At 42.4% G+C, this 20,620-nt stretch carries 10 protein-coding genes and 1 tRNA gene; 3 read left to right on the forward strand and 8 right to left on the reverse strand.

Annotated elements, in window-relative coordinates; translation table 11 throughout:
• The gene (locus QZX97_RS09505) at window positions 1-366 is read left to right on the forward strand and encodes a response regulator (RefSeq protein WP_295653757.1); all 366 of its coding nucleotides are present in this window, start codon (window positions 1-3) and stop codon (window positions 364-366) included.
• A 96-nt stretch (window positions 367-462) separates the two neighbouring features.
• The gene (locus QZX97_RS09510) at window positions 463-2,343 is read left to right on the forward strand and encodes a PAS domain S-box protein (protein WP_295653759.1); all 1,881 of its coding nucleotides are present in this window, start codon (window positions 463-465) and stop codon (window positions 2,341-2,343) included.
• Window positions 2,344-3,739: 1,396 nt separating this feature from the next.
• On the opposite strand, the gene QZX97_RS09515 is transcribed toward QZX97_RS09510, so the two are convergent.
• The 7 genes from QZX97_RS09515 to QZX97_RS09545 form a co-directional block, all read right to left on the reverse strand.
• Complete coding sequence (locus QZX97_RS09515; protein WP_295653761.1) at window positions 3,740-5,179, reverse strand: glycoside hydrolase family 30 protein; 1,440 nt, start codon at window positions 5,177-5,179, stop codon at window positions 3,740-3,742.
• A 17-nt stretch (window positions 5,180-5,196) separates the two neighbouring features.
• On the reverse strand, window positions 5,197-7,380 hold the full coding sequence (gene bglX / locus QZX97_RS09520) for a beta-glucosidase BglX (protein ID WP_295664600.1): 2,184 nt from the start codon (window positions 7,378-7,380) through the stop codon (window positions 5,197-5,199).
• 173 nt (window positions 7,381-7,553) lie between these two features.
• A complete protein-coding gene (locus QZX97_RS09525; RefSeq protein ID WP_295653766.1) occupies window positions 7,554-8,588 on the reverse strand; it encodes a family 16 glycosylhydrolase in 1,035 nt (344 codons plus the stop codon).
• Between the two features lie 66 nt (window positions 8,589-8,654).
• A complete protein-coding gene (locus QZX97_RS09530; RefSeq protein WP_295653767.1) occupies window positions 8,655-9,557 on the reverse strand; it encodes a PKD domain-containing protein in 903 nt (300 codons plus the stop codon).
• Between the two features lie 17 nt (window positions 9,558-9,574).
• Entirely contained in the window at window positions 9,575-11,674 is a 2,100-nt protein-coding gene (locus QZX97_RS09535; protein ID WP_295653769.1) for a hypothetical protein, read from the reverse strand.
• A gap of 23 nt (window positions 11,675-11,697) precedes the next feature.
• Window positions 11,698-13,209 carry a RagB/SusD family nutrient uptake outer membrane protein gene (locus tag QZX97_RS09540; RefSeq protein WP_295653771.1) on the reverse strand — a complete coding sequence of 504 codons (1,512 nt, stop codon included), beginning with the start codon at window positions 13,207-13,209 and terminating at the stop codon, window positions 11,698-11,700.
• 16 nt (window positions 13,210-13,225) lie between these two features.
• Window positions 13,226-16,330, reverse strand: a complete 3,105-nt coding sequence (locus QZX97_RS09545; protein WP_295653773.1) for a TonB-dependent receptor — start codon at window positions 16,328-16,330, stop codon at window positions 13,226-13,228.
• 586 nt (window positions 16,331-16,916) lie between these two features.
• Here QZX97_RS09545 and QZX97_RS09550 point away from each other — a divergent pair.
• Window positions 16,917-19,820 carry a triple tyrosine motif-containing protein gene (locus QZX97_RS09550; RefSeq protein ID WP_295653774.1) on the forward strand — a complete coding sequence of 968 codons (2,904 nt, stop codon included), beginning with the start codon at window positions 16,917-16,919 and terminating at the stop codon, window positions 19,818-19,820.
• A gap of 235 nt (window positions 19,821-20,055) precedes the next feature.
• Here QZX97_RS09550 and QZX97_RS09555 read toward each other — a convergent pair.
• Window positions 20,056-20,129 (reverse strand) — tRNA-Ala (locus QZX97_RS09555).
• Between the last annotated feature and the right edge of the window lie 491 nt (window positions 20,130-20,620).

The raw sequence follows: 20,620 nt of genomic DNA on the forward strand, positions 1-20,620 counted from the left end.
ATGAAAAAAATATTGATTTTGGATGATGACAAGGATAACCTGGATATCCTTTCGTTTATTTTGACAGATACCGGATATGACGTAAAACTGTTGTCCTCAGGCGATACCGTATTTGATGAAATAGAAATATATCAACCCGACTTGATTTTAATGGATGTGCGTTTGGCCGGATTGGACGGACGGGAGATTTGCCGTAGCATTAAAGAAAACCAACTAACCAATGCCGTGCCTGTTATTTTGGTTTCGGCAACATTTGATTTGGCTGGATCGATGGACGGGCCAGGTGCACCCAATGGTTATATCACCAAACCTTACGACTTGGACTATTTGCTTGATAGCGTAAAAAAATACATGGTTGCCGTATAGTACCCTGCCTCCTTTATCTACCGGAAATATTCCTCAAACAAACTCTCAATTATTTGGTTAACTTGGTTGACTATATAAAAGAACAATCAGGCCTACATGCAATTAACCGACGGAGAAGATCTACATTACGCTGTACTCCGCGCACCCATCGGAATTTGCATACTTGATGCCGGCACGCTTATAGCCGAAATTGTAAACGATAAATTTTTGGAGGTAGCCGGCAAACCCTACAACCACATACGTGGAAAGTTTTACTGGGACGCATTTGCCGAAATCCGTGAGCGTTATGAGGACGCCCTGGCCGGCGTAGTGCGAACCGGTGAGGCGTATTATGCGGATGAAGTAGAATTGATGCTCATCAGGCATGGCCGCGAAGAGATGATCTTTGTGACCTTTGTTTATTCGCCGATAAAAGATAAAACAGGTACAGTAACCAAAGTAGCTGTTTGGGTGCTCGAAAACACCAAACAGGTGGTTGAACGGCAAATGGCTGAGACCGCTCGGGTAATGGCCCAAAAAGAGCGGGATCGTTTGAACCGTTTTTTTATGCAGGCCCCAACAGGTATTTGTATCTTCGATGGCCCCGAACTGGTATACGAACTGGTTAACCCCACCTACCAGCAATTGTTCCCGGGCCGCCAGCTATTGGGTAGAGCTTTGTTGGATGCCGTACCCGAGGTGCGCGACCAACCCATCTGGGATATATTGCAAAATGTTTACCGCACAGGCAAAACCTTTGAAGGCTATGAATTGCTCATTCCATTGGCCAGAACTGACACGGGATCGATAGAAGAGCGTTACTTTAATTTTATCTATCAGGCCAGGCTTAACGAAAAAGAGCAACCGGATGGCATCTTGGTCTTTGTCATTGAAGTAACCGATGCCGTCATCCTTCGTAACCGAAACATGGCGGAAAGGAAAATTGCCGAAGAAAAAAGCGCTAAGCTGGCCGCCATCATCGAATCGTCGGATGACGCTATTATCAGCAAAACCCTCGACAGTGTAATCACCAGTTGGAACGATTCAGCCCAACGCATCTTTGGTTATACCGCTGATGAGATTATTGGTGAAACGATATATAAGTTGATCCCGCCCGATAGGTTGGAAGAAGAACCGCAAATACTTTCCCGGATAAAGTCGGGCGAACGGGTAGAGCATTTCGAAACCAGGAGATTAACCAAGGACGGCCAATTGATCGATGTTTCTGTCACCGTATCGCCTCTTAATGATTTGGGGGGTAATATCATTGGCTTATCAAAAATCGCACGCGATATCACCGAACAAAAGTTAAACGAAACACGCAAAAGCGATTTCATCGCTATGGTTAGCCACGAATTAAAAACGCCGCTCACGTCGCTAAATATTTTGCTTCAGGTAGTGGGCACCAAACTTAAAAACAACGAGGACGGGTTTTTAGCCACCGCAATACAAAAAGCCAATATACAGGTGAAACGGATGACCGATATGATCAACGGCTTTCTTAATGTATCCCGCCTTGAGTCTGGTAAAATATTGATTGATAAACGAACTTTTCAATTGGACGAACTGTTGGCCGAAGTAATTGATGAAGCCAACCTCGCCGGAAGCATGCACCGAATAAGTTTCGAGCCTGAACGGCCTGTTTCGATAACTGCCGATAGGGACAGGATCAGTTCGGTCATATCAAACCTGATTGGCAATGCCGTGAAATATGCCCCCGGCGGAACCGGTATCGAAATCAATTGCGTAGTCGATAATGGAAAAGTTGTAGTCAGCGTGAAAGACGAAGGTCCAGGTATAAAACCGAGGGATATAGAAAGGATATTTGACCGCTATTACCGTGTCGACGCAGATCATACAAAGCACGTGGCCGGCTTCGGCATTGGCCTTTATTTAAGCGCCGAAATTATTCATTTGCACGGAGGTGATATTTGGGTGGAGAGCGAAAACGGGAGAGGGGCTACCTTTTACTTCAGTTTACCAATTGCTAAGCCATAAAAATGGGACGCCGAAAGACAACCCTTTTTTTATTAATGTGGAGAATATCGGAGTCGAACCGATAACCTCTTACATGCCATGCGCAGTCGTACGATTTTCATATCCTTTCATTTGTTTGCATTTTTTTATAAGTTATTGATTAAAAGTGATTTAATTAAGAATTGATTTGCAATCAATTTCAATTATTTTCCTTCGTTCGCAGTACTTGTGTGCAAATTGTGTGCACGGAGATAGTAACGAACTATACTCATTTCTAATAAATTAATTAAGCACCACAACAGTCAGAACCTATTTGCTTGCCCAATGCGTTCGACTGTACGCTAGTAGGAATATTCAAAAGCCGTTGACCACTTACTTAACCCCAAAACAGCAAAAAGTTAAGCTGTCGCACTTTAACAATTTCATTGTCTATGAGTTGTGATTTCCAAAGTTAACAACGCAAAATGCGTTTGAGACGAAAGGAATCAACTGGGTCGCCTATCTAAATATCCAATTATAGATCAGAAAGGTATTTTTAGGAACTGATTGAGCCGGAATTAGGATACGAGTTAATTCTCTTGAATTAATGAGACTTTGTTCAATGGACGAGCGTAAGCATTGTTGTGTACGTTTAAAAAGTCTTTTACTGATATATTCGGATTAAAAATCTCACTGAAATTATTTTTTTGACAAAAAGATAGAACTCACGGGGATTAGCTTTTTATCGACCCAATTAATGCAGGTTTCAGGAATCATAAATTAACCTGTTCAAGAGATCTAACCCATCCTTCTTTTAAAATATTAATAACAACGAAAACGATCTCTTATTAGGGTTTCGTTGTATCGCTGATGGTAGCAATTATGATGCCTATGTATCGGTTTCCCGTTGAGTAACAGCGTGGTTTCAGATCTTCCTGCAGCTTATTAATTAACGGGTGCCTACGAGCAGCATTTGGGTAGCGATTTTAAGGTGAGGCCTTCCGATTCATTGTGTTATCGGGGCAATGCGTTGTCCTTTGATTATAACGTTTCTGTAATATTGTATATGGAAGAAATTTTGACGAATGGGTTTAGTTATCGCAATGATAGTGCTCTGGCCGATATCTTTTTACTAATTTGAACAAGAATACACGGTTCGGTTTTAGCTATCAATTTAGTTTATGCAACTACGCATTGGGCAGACTAAACAATATCTCACAAGAGCTAAAGCTGACCTATCGATTTGGTAAAAGTCTGACTTTGGAAATTTTGTAACAACTCTATTTAATGAACCTTTAAACGCGCAGGTGTAATTGAAAGTCTTTCAAGCATTTGAGACCGATTAACAGAAATGGGGCATAAAAGTTTCTGTATTCAAAGCTCATGAAATCGGTTTTGGAAAATTGCGGTAATTCAAAAAAGACAATTATACTTCAAATTATTTATCGACAATTAAAGTGGCGATAGCGTGAGGTAAAATTGTCGATGATGCAATATACCCATCCAGCGATAGTTGGTAGTTGACGCTATCGTCTGTTACATTGAGTATCACTACGGCCAATTTGCCATCGGTATTGATAAAAGCCGTGGTGGCCAACTGACTGCGATTTGACGAACACGCCACCCGCTTAGCTCCCGGCCTGATGAATTTTGAAAATTGCCCTATATAGTAATAGGCGTTAGTGTAAGTTATATCGCCAGTTTGAGTATTGGCATGCACGGGCGCAAAACAATAATTGCCAACATGGTTGGGACCGCCGTTTTGATCGAGCAGGATATTCCAGTCTGACCATCCCACAACGCCGCAATTCAGGTCGTTAATCATCGAGATGCCGTACTTTTCGCCATGTTCCCAATTGTCCATTTTTGAGGCATCAAATTTCTCGGTGCAGCCCTCGGTGAAAATGAGGTGCTTTTCAGGGAACGATTCGGCCACGCGTCGTACGTTGTCAAACTGCATAGGGCCACCTGTCCAGGTTTCATACCAATGATACCCGATGCCCCACACGTATTTAGCTGCTTGCTTGTCAGCCAAAACAGTAGCAGTGCGTTGAAATATCAAATCGCGGTTATGATCCCAAATAATAAGCTTTTTGTTGCTAAAGCCGTTATTGTGCAGCGCAGGGCCCAGATAGTTTTTTACAAAATCGCGTTCCTCTTCAGCCGTAAAAATACACGATTCCCATTTCTGCTGTGCAAGCGGCTCATTTTGTACCGTTAAACCCCAAACCGGTATTCCCTGTTGCTTATAAGCTTGTATAAATTTGATATAAAAGTTGGCCCAGCTTTGCGCGAAGGCCGGCAATAACTTACCGCCGTTTAAGGTGCTGCTATTGTCTTTCATCCAGGCAGGCGGGCTCCAGGGCGAAATAAACAACGATAGCTTACCTTTGGCAACCTTCATAGCCTCTTTAATGAGCGGCATTTTATATTTTTCATCGTGTGTGACACTAAATGTTTTTAAAGCCGCATCACCATCGCTCACGTAGGTGTACATGTCGCTCGAAAAATCGCAGCTTTGCATATTGGTGCGTGCCAGGGTATAACCAATGCCCGATTGTGGATTGAAATAGGCATTAATCAACTCTTGTTGTTTTGTTGCAGGAAGTTTATAAAAAGTTTCGGCGGCGGCATCTGTCAACGCTCCTCCGATGCCCACTATTGTTTGGAATTTTTTTAGGGTATCGATAAAAATAAGCGCATCCTTTTCGGTAGGCGCTTTTCTTGTCTTTGAGAGAGAAAGAATGTCGGTATGGCTAAGTCTGTAAGCGGTGTTTTGGGCGGTAGTGTAAATTTCAACTTGTTTTTTTTGACTTTTTATTGCTTGTGCCGAACAGAAGCCGCAATACGCCGCCAGCAACAAAACCCCACAAGACATTTTATACCGATAATACATTATTGCGTTTTTATAAGTTGGAAAGTATCGGTTAACCTGATATCGTCCGAAGCGCTGCCAATCATTATATCGAACATGCCCGGTTCAGTGCTCCAAATCATTTTTTGATTATAAAATGCCAGTTTCTTTGAATCTATTTCAAAATTGACCACACAGGTTTCCGACGGTTTGAGATTTACTTTTATAAAGTCTTTTAATTCTTTAACAGGCCGGGTTACGCTTGCAACCCTGTCGTGCAGGTAAAGCTGCGCCACTTCTTCGCCGGCGTATTTGCCGGTATTGGTTAGGGCAAAACTTATCAATATCTTCTGCTTGTCATTCATAGTTTTTGCGCTCAATTTTAAGTCGGAATATTTAAAGCTGGTATAACTCAAACCATATCCAAAAGCATAGCGGGGGGTATTCAATTGGTCGATATAAGCAGATTTGTAGACCACATCTGCCGGACTTATTAATGGACGTCCTGTACTTTTGTAACTATAATAAATGGGAATCTGCCCTTCGGACCGTGGAAACGAAACGGGTAGTTTACCAGAGGGGTTGTAGTCTCCAAATAAAACGTCTGCCATGGCATTACCGGCTTCGGTGCCCAGCCACCAGGTGTACAATATAGCCGGCGCGTGGTCGGCTGTCCAGTTAAAAATAAGTGGCCGACCTCCCATAACCAAAACAACCAATGGTTTCCCAGTTGCCCGAATGGCTTTTATCAAATCTTCCTGAACACCAGGTATGTGAATATTGGCGCGGCTTTTTGCTTCGCCGCTCATATCAAATGCTTCGCCTACGGCCATTACGACAACATCGGCCTGTTGTGCTGCTTTTACGGCATCGGCAAAACCTGCCCGAACAGTATCATCTATGTTGCAGCCCTTTGCGTACAATAATGTTGTATTGTTTCCCAGTTTATTTTGTATCCCTTCATATAACGAAACTGGATCGGTTTCGTCACTTTCGCCCCATGGCAGCGCCCAAAATCCCCGCATATCTTTTTTTGCCTTTGCAAGGGGGCCTATCAGTGCAATCTGCTTTAGGTTTTTTGATAAGGGCAATAATTGATTGTCGTTTTTCAACAGCACCATACTTTTTTGGGCTACCGAACGTGCTATGGCTTTGTTTTCAGGAGAGTTTACAACTGTTTTTTCGCGTTCGGTGTTACAAAATCTAAATGGATCGTCAAACAAACCCAATTCAAACTTCTTTTGTAGTATCCGGCGCACCGCATCATCTATCAGCGCAACAGAAACCGCGCCCGATTTTACCAATTGCGGCAAATTATCGATATAGCTTCTTCCTTCCATATCCATGTCGCACCCGGCGGTAATCGCGGCCATCGCAGCATGCCTTTTATCGGCAACGAAGCCGTGATTGATCATTTCGGTTATCGAGCCCCAGTCGCTCACAACAAACCCTTTATAGCCCCATTGGCCTTTTAGTATATCGCGTTGCAGGTAAGTGTTCCCGGTTGCGGGTATGCCGTTCAACTCATTGAACGAGTTCATGAAAGTTGCCGCACCTGCGTCAACGGCTGCTTTAAAAGGCGGCAAATAAACTTCCCATAAGGTTCGGTCGCTTATGTCAACAGAATTGTAATCGCGGCCCGCAATGGCGGCACCGTATGCCGCAAAGTGCTTGGCACAGGCCATTACGGCGTCGAGACTGCCCAGACCATTGCCTTGAAAACCCTTAACCCGTGCAATAGCTATTTGCGAACCTAAGTATGGGTCTTCGCCGGCGCCTTCCATTATGCGTCCCCAACGCGGGTCGCGGCTGATATCAACCATCGGAGCAAACGTCCAGTTAATTCCGGAAGCGGCGGCTTCTGTTGCTGCTATACGGGCCGATAAACCAATGGCCGCCATGTCCCAGCTTGACGCTTCCGCGAGCGGAATGGGGAAGGTTGTATGATATCCATGGATAACATCTTCGCCGAACAATAGGGGGATTTTTAAACGCGACTGCATAGCGGCCTGCTGGTAAATGCGTATATCAACCGTTCCGTTTACTTTTAGTATAGACCCAACCCTCCCCTGCTTTATTTCATCTACAATATTGCCGGTACTATTAATCGGGCCTGTGGCATTTTTATAGCTGGCGTATTGATTAAGTTGGCCCACTTTTTCCTCCAGCGTCATTTTTAGCAATAACTGGTCAACCTTTTGTGCGATAGGCGCTTGAGAATCCAACGTGTTTTGTTGCGCAAAACACGTTAACGACCCTAACCAGATAAGTAAAATGGTTGTAATAGATAATTTAAGCATCCTGATGAATACTAACATATTAAAGCGTATTAAAAACGTGTCCCGCCGAGGAACAGGACACGCTGTAGAAAAATGGTGTTAAAACAATTTGAATACTTTTATTGGTACACCCTGATATAGTCTATTTGCATGGTGGCGCTGGTGAACGCAGGGTCAACCGTGCCTCCAAACGTTCCGCCCATTGCCAGATTTAACAGGATAAAGAAATTTTGATTAAATGGAAGGCTACTTGAATTAGCAACAGTTTGATAAACCTGGTTATCAACCAAAATATTAATAGATGATGCCGACCAAACTAATGAATAAACGTGAAACGCCGTTGTAGCGCCACTGATGATAGTGGTATTTCCGTTTCCATTTGCACCCGAGTGGCCGGGATAATGTAATGTACCATAAATTTTGTTGGAATTATTGCCATTGGTTTCCATAATGTCCATTTCGCCGCAAGCGGGCCAGGCGGTGGTGCTTATATCGCTGCCCAGCATCCAAATGGCGGGCCAAGGCCCCATACCTGAAGGTAATTTAGCCCTGATATCAATACGGCCATAGGTAAAAGCATATTTACCTTGCGTAAGTAACCGAGCAGACGTGTAAGCACTGCCGCTATAATTCTCTTTTAACGCAACAATATTTAACAGGCCGTTTTGAACAAAAACGTTTTGCGTACGGTTAGTATAATACTCCAACTCGCTATTACCCCATCCGCCCGAACCGGTACCAATATCATAACCCCACTTATTAGGGTCAGGAGCACCGTCGATATTAAACTCGTCCGACCAAACCAAATTTAGCTTAACACTAACCGTTACCGTTGTACTTGCAGATACGGTTTGCCCGGATGAACTTTTCGCGATAACATTCACATTATAAGTGCCTGATGCTGAATATTTATAGGTAACCACTCCCGATGCCACAGTTTGTATCACGCCGTTGCCAAAGTCAAAATCGTAAGTTATAGCATTTGTGGCAACAGCTGTAAAATTTACGTTGCCTGTACTATCTTGGGCCGCAACCGCGCTTACAGTTAAATTAGTAGGCGGTAAATTACCGGTGTCTGTACCACTTTGCCCAGACTTACTACAGGCTATCAGGAAAAAACTCAGTAAGATGCAGGCGTTAAGAAAATTCCTCATTTTTAATTATTTATAAACTTACCACATGGATATTAAATCCAGTGGTAAGTTGTTAATATTCACCAATTATTTGGCCCTTAATATTTGATACCAGGCATTACCATCGGAGCCAATATTCCGTAAAACCATTACATTGACCTTTAAAGATATAATTTCATACGTTGTGCCCCCGGTACCAAAATTTACAAGACCATTGCCGGGGACATTAAATTGCACTCCGGTTGAGTTAGTAGAATTAGACCCCGAGTTGGCTCCGGAAAAACCGAGTATTTTGGTTCCTCCCGTATTTATGACATAGCAGCCATCACCCCCCGATTGACCATAAAATGGCGTTGCGGCACCGATAATAAACGAAGAACCCAAATTATTATCGAGCATCGAAATGCTATTAGCACTTACCTGTGTAAATGTAATGGTACCCGCGTAAGCACACGGGGTGGCCGCTTTTTCGTTGGGTACTGCCTGGTACCAATCGGGGGTGAAACTTGTTATTGGCCCAACACCAAAATGACCTGTTGTGTCTTTTGCCACGCCCCAATTTTTTGACGTACCGTTAGTAAGCAATGTTATGATGTTTGCCGGTATTTGATATTTGTATAACACCCGTATTTGCTTGCTTGCAGTCGTCATGGCGCCGCCGGTACCTATAGCGTTTACGGTAACCGTGTACGTATTGGTATCCAGTTTGGTGTATTTATAGTTGGCTGTGGTTGATGTTGTGTACACCGAGTCGCCGTTACCAAAATAGATTTTGTAACCAAGCGCGTTGGTTGCCGATAAGGTAAAGGCAACGTTGCCCGAGCCATCGCCAGTGGGGTTGGCTGTATTTAAACCCTGTATAGCAGCGGTTATGGCTAAATTACTTGGTGCAGTAATACTCCCGAAAGTATAATCGGTCTTTTTACAAGCCGTTATGGCTATTGTCGCCACGAAGGCCAACAACAAGACGTATTTCATATTTTTTTCCATGTCTTTATTTTTTTTGGTTATAAAAAGATTGCGTTGTTCCAGTAAAACACCTTGCCCGAACCAGCATTGTTGAAGTCGAAGAAAACAGACGCTTTTACATATTTTACACCTGCTGTATACGAACCGGCAGATGGGGCGCTAAAGTCGAAGGTCAATGTTTCCCATTGGTTGGCAACTGTTGAGTTAACCTGGGTTTGCACAAATGTTGTACTGTTCAAATCTTCCAATTTCACCATGATGGGTATGCCCGCGGCCGGAGAATATACCTGCAAGGTCATTTTTGTCCTTGTGGAACTGATTGGGATAGCTGTTGCGAAACCAACCGGCGTTCCCATGGTAGTGCCTGCCCATGTTTGCGCACCTGCGGGTTTGGTTGTTTTAGTTACCAAAGTGCCGGAGTTGGCCGGATCGGCTACAAGCGAGGAATAATTGCTTCCAAAATCTGTTACTGTATAATCAACATCAGGGTTATTGAAATTAACCGGCAAGCTCATTTGGGATAAAAAGTGCAGTTCATCCCAATAAAATACCGAACCGGTGCCCGCATTATTAAAATCGAAGAAGACAGAAGCCAAATCATATTTATTAGCCAGATTTAATGCCGGTGTCCCTGCCGCGTTTTGTGTAAAATCGAACGTTAGCATTTCCCATTTGTTGGCTACTGTTGTTTTTACATCAGTCTCAACAGACAGGCCATTGTTGGGATTGGCGTGGTTATCCAATTTTAGTTTGACATCAAGACCTACTGCTGGTGAATAAACCCTCAGTGTCATTTTAGTGGCGTTAGCTGTCAACGGAATGGCGTGCAAAAACCCGTTGGTAGTACCAATAGTTGTACCTGCCCAAGTTTGCGCTCCTGATGTTTTGGTCGATATCATCACATGGTTACTGCTATTGGTTGGGTCTTTACCGATCACAGTAGAGTTACCTCCAAAGTCGGACATGGTATAATCTACCGTAGTCGCTTCAAAATTTACAGGTAAATCTATTTGTGTCAATGACGGCGGGGCCATCATCAAATCGTCAAAGTAAAAGGTTGCGCCCGTTCCGGCATTATTAAAATCGAAGAAAATAGATGCCAGATCATAGGTGTTAGCGGCTGTCCAGGCAGGTGTGCCCGTTGCCGGTTTGCTAAAATCGAAGGTTAAGGTTTCCCATTGGTTAACCAATGTTGTTTTAACATCTGTTTCTACAGATAAACCATTGTTTGGGTTGCCGTGATTATCGAGCTTTAGCTTCACATCCAAACCTGCAGCAGGTGATAATACCCTGACTGTCATTTTAAGATTTGCAGCAGTAAGTGGCACCGGAGTAGCAAACCCTGCGGCTGTACCGATAGTAGTACCTGCCCATGTTTGTGCACCGGCTGTTTTAACAGATTTCATCACGTGGTTGGTACTAACTTTGGGGTCTACAGCGAACGTGGATACATTGCCGCCAAAATCGGACATGGTATAGTTAGTGTTGGGGTCTTCAAAGTTTACCGGCAACGCTATTTGTTTGGATACATTGATAGTATCCAGATATTGCGTAGTTGCAGCACCCCCGCTTAAAGCGATGACCTTAACAATATACTTGCCTGCATTCACATAGTTATGGTTTACGGTTACGCCGGCCAGTATACTTACCGATGGGATTGGAGATACGTTGGTAGAGTCGCCAAAGTAAACTTTAAACAGGGTAGCATATTTTGCAGTTGCCGATACGCTTACCGTTAAATTGTTGGTTGTTACTTTTGCTACCAGGTTTTGTGGTGCCAAAAATGAAACCACCAGTTGTTGAGTAACGGTTACCGTGCCGCCAACTAGATCGTGAGCTATTACTTTAACATTGTAGGTACCCTCGGCATAAGTATGTAAGGTACTTTGCCCCGAGGGAACAGTTGCCGGGCTTACAGTGGCATCGCCATAGTAAACATCATATTTCACTACACCCGAGCCATTAGGGGTGATGGTTACAAGCCCCGTATTGTCATGCGTAATATTGAACATTACTGACACATTACTTGCCGGAGCAGCAGTATTAACCAAGGAGGTATCATCAAATTGGTCTTTTTTACATCCTAAAGCCAAGCAAATAGGAATGCTGAGCAGCGCTAAAAATTTTGATATTTTCATGTTGTTCTTCTTTTTATTAGAAATTAATAACCCGGGTTTTGCGCCAAGCCTGATACCGTAACTTCCTGCTGCGGTATCGGAAACAGCTCGTTTTTGCCTGTTTTAAAAGCTGATCCAAGCACCGTTGCTGCCTGACCGGTACGCACCAGGTCAAAAAAGCGCTCTCCCTCCATGGCCAACTCCAAACGGCGTTCGTTTAAAATTGCAGTGTAGAGCGTTGCTCCTGTTGCAGTAACATCATGCGAAGCATCGGCAACCTGAAATGCCCTGCGGCGTACCTGATTGAGGTAAAGCTGCGCTTTTGCATCATTATTGCTCTGGTTATAAGCTTCGGCAGCCATTAAAAGCACATCGGCATATCTGATGGTCCTGAAGTTGTTCAAATAGTTTAATTCGGGTTGCCCGCTGGTCTGGCCTTTTCGCGGCAAATACTTTTTATTGTAGTATCCGGTATTTTCATAGGGTGCGACCTGATAGGTAACATTTAAAGCCGGGTTTGCAGTGGCATAGGCTGCAACGTCAAACAAGGTACCCGGCTGGCGCTGGTCGCCTGCCTGATAGGCATTGTATAAGTTAACTGAAGGCAGATTAGTACTCCAACCTGCTGCATAGGGCATGGCCGATGTACCGCTCATTTGCCTTACGCCGCATTGTTGTACCGAGTAGTTGCCTTGTCCCTGTAAAACATTCGACCATTGGTAGTAAGGAGAGCTATTGCTGTATTGAATCTCAAATACAGATTCCGGGCCGTTCTCTCCTGATTTCACAAAAATCGAATCGAACTTGGTTACCAGCGTGAAAGCACCCGCGTCGATAACGCTTTGCAAAACCGGCGCGGCTGAAGTATATTTCTTTTCATATAAATAAACCTTGCCCAATAGTGCCTGTGCAGCATATTTGGTAACCCTCCCCGGTTGCGATTGTATGGTTGGCAATACAGATATGGCTTTGGTTAAATCGGCTTCCATTTGCGCATAAACAGCAGCGGGGGCCGCCCTTTGTAAAGTACCCGAGTTTGAAAAATCCAGGCGTTTATCGATAAATAGTGGTACACCGCCAAACATTTTTACCAGCGTGAAATAGTAATAGGCCCGCAAAAAGTAAATCTCGCCATACATGGCATCTTTACCTGTAAAATTCACCTGCGCCCCCGAAGGGTTGTTTGTTTGGTATTGGGTAAGATAATTCGCCCTGTTTATGCCTTCATAGGCATACTGCCATATACTGGTCAGGGTGCCATTTGTTGGAGTAACTGTAAACTGGTCTATCTGTTGCAGGTCAAGCACGTCCGAAGCGCTTTCGCCGCCGGCCACTGAATTATCAGAAGCAATATCACCAATAGGTACCACCTGATTTAGCCATTGCAAGGGGGTATAAACACTGATTTCCATTGTTTGGTAATCGGATGCTGATTGCAATGATGACGAAGCCGTGATCAGGTAGGAGTCCGTAGGATTATAGTCGACAAATTTTTTGCAGGACGCGACCAAGACCATCAAGCCCATCATCGCTGCTATTTTTAAATACGTTTTCATTTCTGTAATTTTTAAATTAAAATTTAAAATCAAGACCTACCAGCCCTATACGTGCCTGAGGATAATTTCCATAATCTACACCGCTGTTCATGATTCCGCCCGATATTTCAGGGTCAAAACCGGTGTACTTAGTAAATGTGTACGCGTTTTTAACCTGGGCGTAAATGCGCAGGCTGGTATTTTGACCCTTTAAAATCGACTTCGGGATAGTATAGCCAAGCTGTATGTTTTTGATTTTTATAAATGAACCATCTTCAATATATCTGTCGGATACACGGGAGTTATCGCTCACATCAGTAAATGTATACTCAGGATTGGCCGCATCGTTAGTGGATCCCGGACCGGTCCATCTTGCTAAGATGGTACTTGGTTTGTTGGTATAGTTGGCGTTCCTGTCCCAGGCTTTAAAAATTTTGTTGCCTTCGGATATATAAACAAATGTAGTCAGGTCAAATTGCTTATACGCCAGGTTTAAATTCCAGCCCATGGTAAATTTAGGAAAGGGGCTGCCTAAATCCGTTTGATCGGCACTGGTAATTACCCCATCGCCATTAACGTCAACATACTTTATACTTCCGGGTTGTGCTCCGGCTTGCGCCGGCGATTGAGTGATCTGCGCCTGCGTTTGAAACAGGCCATCTGTTTTATATCCCCAAAACTCGCCAGGGGCATATCCTGTTTTAAATACGGTAGCCGTTTGGCTTTGTCCGTTATAAAAAGACCCGCCGGTTACGATGGCCGAATTATCGGAATTAGTTGCCGTAACATTGCTTTTGAAAGTGCTAAAAGTTAAAGATGTGCTGAATTTAAAGTTTTTGCCAAAGTTAGTGTTGTAACTAACCATCGCATCAATACCCTTGGTAGATGTTGAACCGATGTTAGCATTGGAGGCAGGCACTGTACCTAAATACAACGACTGAGTTGGCGTAAACAACAGCCCGTCAACGTCTTTTTTGTACAAATCGAAGTTAAAAGTTAGCTTATGTGCCAATTCAATATCAAAGCCTATATCGGTTTGCTTGTCTTTTTCCCACGCCAAATCAGGGTTTGCCAGCGAGCCGATTGATGAACCTGGCTCAAACATATTTCCGAAACTATAACCGTTGCTGTTGCCTATGGTATTGTAAGGCCCGCCTGTTACAATAGTTGATACTTGCGCATTGGAGGCATTACTATTACCTGATATACCATAGCTGCCTCTTAATTTCAAGAATGTTACCAGTTTAGATTGGAAAAAGTCTTCTTTCGAAACTATCCAGCCTAACGAGGCCGCGTAAAAATTACCAAACTTGTTATTGGCGCCAAATACCTGATCGCCGTCTTCGCGATCGCTAAAGGTGGCTAAATATTTGTCTTTATAGTCATAATTCAACCTAGCGAAGTAAGAGAGCTTTTTATCGGAATATTGGTAGTAATACCCTGTTTGCGCGTTGGTATTGGTGGCCGAGTTGACACCTGTTGCAGCGGTATAATCTGCGTATGTCCAGGAATTAAATGGTACATCCTGCCGCGACACACCGATTTGATTGCCGGTAATTTCGGCAAATGTAATACCGGCTACAGCTTGAAAATGATGGTCGGTTTTATAGCTAAAATCATAATTAGCATAACTTTCCCAGTTCCAGTTAAAATTACCGTTGCGGACTGAAGTAACCGAGTTATGATCGCCTGTTACAGTCGAACCATCCGCGTTCATGGTATTATCGCTATTATTTAAACCGTAAAAAATTAACGGGTTAAATGATTTTGCGTTGTCGTTATAATCGGTATAACCAAAGCGTGAGGTCAATTTTATATTTTTTACAACATCATATTGCAACTCAAACTTGCCGTATAGCTTATTGCCTAAATCTTTGTTATACGTATTATCGAGTTGTGTTAAGGGGTTATGTACTTCCTGCAGTTCAAGCCTGCTAAAACCATAAGTGCCCACGGTGTTCGGTACATTGTTATAAACAGGTACTGTAGGGTCAAAGTTCAACGCATTGCCTATTACGCTATTAAAAGAGTTTTCAGCAACGCCTTTTGAATTGAGAATAACATCGGTCGCATTAATGGTAAATCTCAGCTTTGGTGTTAAGTCAAAATTCAAATTCGCGGTAAAGTTTCCGCGACCGTAATCTGATTTATCAATACCGCCTACTATACCAGCCTGATCGGTATAACCTGCTTCCAAAAAATAGGTGGTTTTACTGGTACCACCGGTTGCCGATAGCGTATAATTTTGAAGCGGGGCATTTTTAAAAATCTGATCCTGCCAGTTAGTGCCAACCCCAACGGTACTTAAATTAGGGAAAATGAGGGGACCTCCCGATAAGGTACTGGCTTCGTTTTCCATTGCAGCAAATTGCGTTGCATTTAAAACATCTACTTTATTGGCTACCTGTTGAATGCCATAGCTGGTACTCAACCTAAATTGTGTTTTTTGGTCTTTTTTACCGGTTTTGGTGGTTACTAAAATAACTCCGTTACCCCCATTTACACCATATATGGCGGTCGCGGCTGCATCTTTCAGTATCGACACCGATTCCACATCGGTAGGATTAAGTGAGTTAAAGTCGGTTAAAGTTTGTTCAACTCCGTCTATCACTACCAGAGGATCACTACCTGTATAAGAAGGTATACCCCGGATCAAAACTGTTGGAGTTACGCCAGGCGAGCCGCTTTGAATAATTTCGACACCCGAAACCCTGCCTTGAATGGCATCTTCTACGCGAACTGCGTTAACTTTTTCGACATCTGAGCTTTTGATGGTTGATATTGCTCCGGATACCTTTTCGGATTTTTGAGAGCCGTATCCAACTACAACTACATCGTTTAATGTCCTGATATCATCCTGCAAAACTACATTGATTGTTGTGTGGTTGTTTACAGCAATATCCTGCCCGGTATAGCCAATAAACGAAAAACTTAACACTGAATTTGCGGCCGCGCTGATAGTGAACTTTCCTGCTGCATCGGTCGAAACGGCCGTAGTGGTCCCCTTTACCTTTACGGTAACGCCTGGAAGTGGCAGTCCCGATCTATCGGTCACCTTGCCGGCAATCTTTAAACTTTGGGCAAATAGCTGGCTACCTGCAAAAAGTAAGAGTAAAATGAATAAAGTAATTTTTTTTCTCATCGATAATTTTTTTAATTGATTTAACGGTTTGGGCAATTGGTGGTGCCCGGCAATTTTTAATAAAACAAAGCAGGCCGCCTAACCATAGGTCAGCAAACAAAAATCATAAATGTGCATAATGGTGGTTTATAAATCAAAACCACAAGGCGTGGATTTTGAACACTGCAAACATGGGCATTATCTCCGCAAATAAAAATTTCCATACTACTACATAACCCATACAAAACGCTGATTTTTATCGATTTTGACAGTTTTCCACCCCTACAATACTACTACATCAAGAAAAAATTATTTGTAAAAAGTTATCAGTTTATAACATGCCGAATTGTCGTTATTTACGCAATAAGGTGCTTAAAAACGTGCTTCCGGTGTTTAAATCCCATTTATACCCTGTTCAAAATCAATCGTCTTTCCGACGCTTATAACTGCAATTAGGCATGGTTGGGCATTATTGCAGCTTAAGCAACCGTTCGGCTGGTTTAATTTTAAGCTAAACATTTATACATTTATAAACCATTATAAATACCGGCTCCGGGCTTAAGTGCCAAACAAAACTTACCCAGAGCAATTACTGTCGAAATAAAGTATGAGGAAATTTTACTTAATCATCTTATTACTGTTTGTAAAAACCTTAGTCTTCGGCCAAAACCCGATTGGGTTACCGCAAGTGGTCAACTTTACAAGCGCCGAATACCGGGGTGGTAATCAAAACTGGGATATACAGCAGGACGCGAATGGTATTATGTATTTTGCCAATAATGAAGGCCTGTTGACATATAATGGCCAAAATTGGAAGCTTTACCCAATTCCGAACAAAACAGTAGTGCGATCCGTTCAAATTGCCGATGACGGCAAAATATACACAGGCGCGCAAGATGATATTGGCTATTTTTTTCCCAATCAATTAGGTGTGCTGAAATACACCTCGTTAAAACACCTTGTTCCCAAACAAGATAGCTCGTTTAGCGATGTTTGGAATGTGGTGATTTTAGGAAAAAAAGTGTTTTTCAGGACCAATGCCAGGATATTCGAACTCGACAACGGCTCGATAAGATCGTACGAATCGAAAGAAGGCTGGCTTTATCTGGCAAAATGCAACGGCAAACTCATTGCCGAAGAGCGGTCCGGCCAGCTAATGGAGTTAAACAATACAAAGTGGGAGCCTTTGGCCACGCTACCAGCTAAAAATATTGTAACGGCTGTACTCAGTTATTCGGGTGATACAATGATGGTGGCCACCCTAAAGGAAGGCTTGTTTCTGTTGCACAACAGCATATTGACTAAAAAATCAACCGTATTGGATGGACAATTTTCAAACGTTTGGATAAACACCATGCAAGCGATTGATAAAAACCACTATGCAATCGGTTCGGCCTTTAATGGTTGCTACGTCATCGATAAAAAAGGCAGGATGGTGCAAAACTTCTCTAATGAACAATCTTTACAAAAAAACAATATCCGCAGCTTATTTTCAGATCGTGATCAAAACATTTGGCTTGGCCTGGACGACGGGATAAGCTATGTTGCATATAATAGTTCCGTCAAACAGATTTATCCTGATGCCAATAAACTCTCCTCTACCTATGCCGTTAGGGTTTTCAAACAGTCGCTGTATATTGGCACATCAGATGCCGTTTTCACCATCCCACTTAAAGACTCCGTAAAAGACATCAGCAACAGCAGCAGCCGCTTTATTGAGGTGCAACGTACCAAAGGGCAGGTTTGGAACTTGAACGAAGTAAACAATCATCTGTTGTTAGGGAACGAAGATGGTGCTTATCTTATTGATAAGAACAGTTCAAAACCTATTTACACATTTCCGGGTACTTGGCTGTTCAAACCGCTTTCACCCAACCAAACATCCAAAAGTGTGATTGTGGGCACTTACAACGGGTTACGTTTGTTGGACTATACCGGTAATCAATTTACCGACATGGGCCAACTGGATGGCCTTATGGAGTCGTTGAGGTTTTTAACTATTGATGCCGACGCACATACTATATGGGCATCGCATCCTTACAGGGGGGTTTACAAAATCGTTCTATCGGCAGACGGCAAAAAGATAGCGAGCCAAAAACTGTTTACCAGCCGCGATGGGTTACCGTCATCTTTGCACAATTATGTTTTCAAAATAAAGGGGCGGAATGCCGTCACTACCGAAAAAGGTGTATATGAATACGACTCCAAAAACAACCGTTTTTACCAATCGCCATACTTTTACGCAATTTTCAAAAACACTGAACTGCAATACCTTAATGAAGACAAGTACGGCAATATTTGGTTTATCGGCAATAAGAAAGTTGGTGTAGTTGATTTTAGCAGAAGCAATTCAGGAGTGCCTTTCACAATAGTTAACTTCCCTGAATTAACTGCAAAGGTTGTGGCCGGCTTTGAAAACGTTTATCCCTATGATAGCGAGAATGTGTTTATCGGTTCAAACAGGGGAGTTTTTCATATCAACTACGATAAGTATAAAAAAAACATCAGTCAGCCCAACGTATTATTGGGACAAGTACGGATTATCGGCGATAAAGACAGTACTATATTCGGCGGGTACTTCTTGAGTAAAAACCATGTTGACCAAACCCAAAATAAAGATTCGATTTTACAATTTCCCCATAGTTTTAACTCTTTTCATTTTGAGTTCTCTTCTACCTTATTTGAGCAACACAGCAATATCGAGTTTAGCTATCAGTTGGTAGGTTTTGATACGCGGTGGTCGGAATGGAGTACCAAAAGCGAAAAAGAGTACACCAATTTAGGCTATGGCACCTATACATTCAGGGTTAAAGCACGAAATAATTTGGGAAGCGAATCAAAATATGTTGAGTACAGTTTCGAAATAAAGCCGGCATGGTACCAAACTATTTGGTGCTATATGTTATACGTCCTGTTGATGCTGTTGACACTTTATAGCATTGTCAAGTTACAGCAGAAGAAGCATAAAAAGGCCGAAATACAGCTTAAGTATATGCATCAGTTGGAGATGGAGCATAACGAGCGCGAAATTGTTACCCTGAAGAATGAAAAGCTGGAAGCTGAAGTGGGCTACAAAAACAAAGAATTGGCTACTACGACCATGCACCTGGTGCAGCGTGGCAAATTGATGGCGAAAATAAAAGAAGGACTATTGCTGATAAAAGACGCAGATGCAAACAGCAAACAGCGGGAGCTGTTAAAAGTACTTCGTTTGATAAATGAGGCCGAGCGAAAAGATTCTGACTGGGACCATTTTGCCATACACTTTGATCAGGTTCATTCCAATTTTTTAACCACGCTAAAAAACAGATTTCCCGAATTGAGCCAAAACGACCTTAAAATGTGCGCCTATTTAAAAATGAATCTATCGTCAAAAGAGATTGCACAGTTAATGAGCATTACCATAAGGGCTGTTGAAGTAAGCAGGTACAGGTTAAGAAAAAAACTCGAGCTTCCGTCGAACGTCAATTTGTTCGATTATTTGGTAAAAGCCACAGAGAAGGTTGATTAGATAACGCCAAAATTAGGAGACGATAGTATTGATTAAAGCGACCATTCGTCTTGATATTTAAAAAACTACAGAAGTCAAATGCTGAAAGGTAGGAACATTTTTACGAACACTTAATTTTTTATAAAAATGAACGCTTTTGCACGGAGTTTAGTCAGTTTGCAGACCAAGGAATCGTGTTACACGGCTGGCATAAAAAAGCCACCCAAACATTCGTTTAAGTGGCTGATAATCAATGTGGAGAATATCGGAGTCGAACCGATGACCTCTTGCATGCCATGCAAGCGCTCTAGCCAGCTGAGCTAATCCCCCGATTGGGATGGCAAAAGTAACAAAAAAGTTTTTGTGGGCAAATATGTTTTTCAAAAAACCGAGTTGTTATAAAACAGCAAAGCCCCCTGATGGGCAGGGGGCCTTTACTAACCAATTATAAACCTAAATTATGAGAAGACTATTTTAAACTTTTTTCAATCTCGTCAACATCGTTGCTGATTTGATAGTGTAAAGGTAACACTAATTTTCAAAGCTCCAAATTTTTAATTGTAATTTTTTTGTCATAAACTACTAAAATTTTTAATCACCACGTATTATTGGTGCGATATTATCAATAAAATTAACAAATAATTGATAAAATCAAAAATTGAATATCTTTAAAATTTGAATTTTTATCAAAAATTTAAATCGGTTTAATTATCAAATAAACCTTGATAAATTATTTTTATTGCTTCTTTTAGCCCGCTTAACATTATTTAACATATAGTGCAACCAATAATGTACTATATTCATCTTAAATAAAAACGCTT

It is taken from the genome of uncultured Mucilaginibacter sp. (assembly GCF_903893715.1).
GTDB lineage: Bacteria > Bacteroidota > Bacteroidia > Sphingobacteriales > Sphingobacteriaceae > Mucilaginibacter.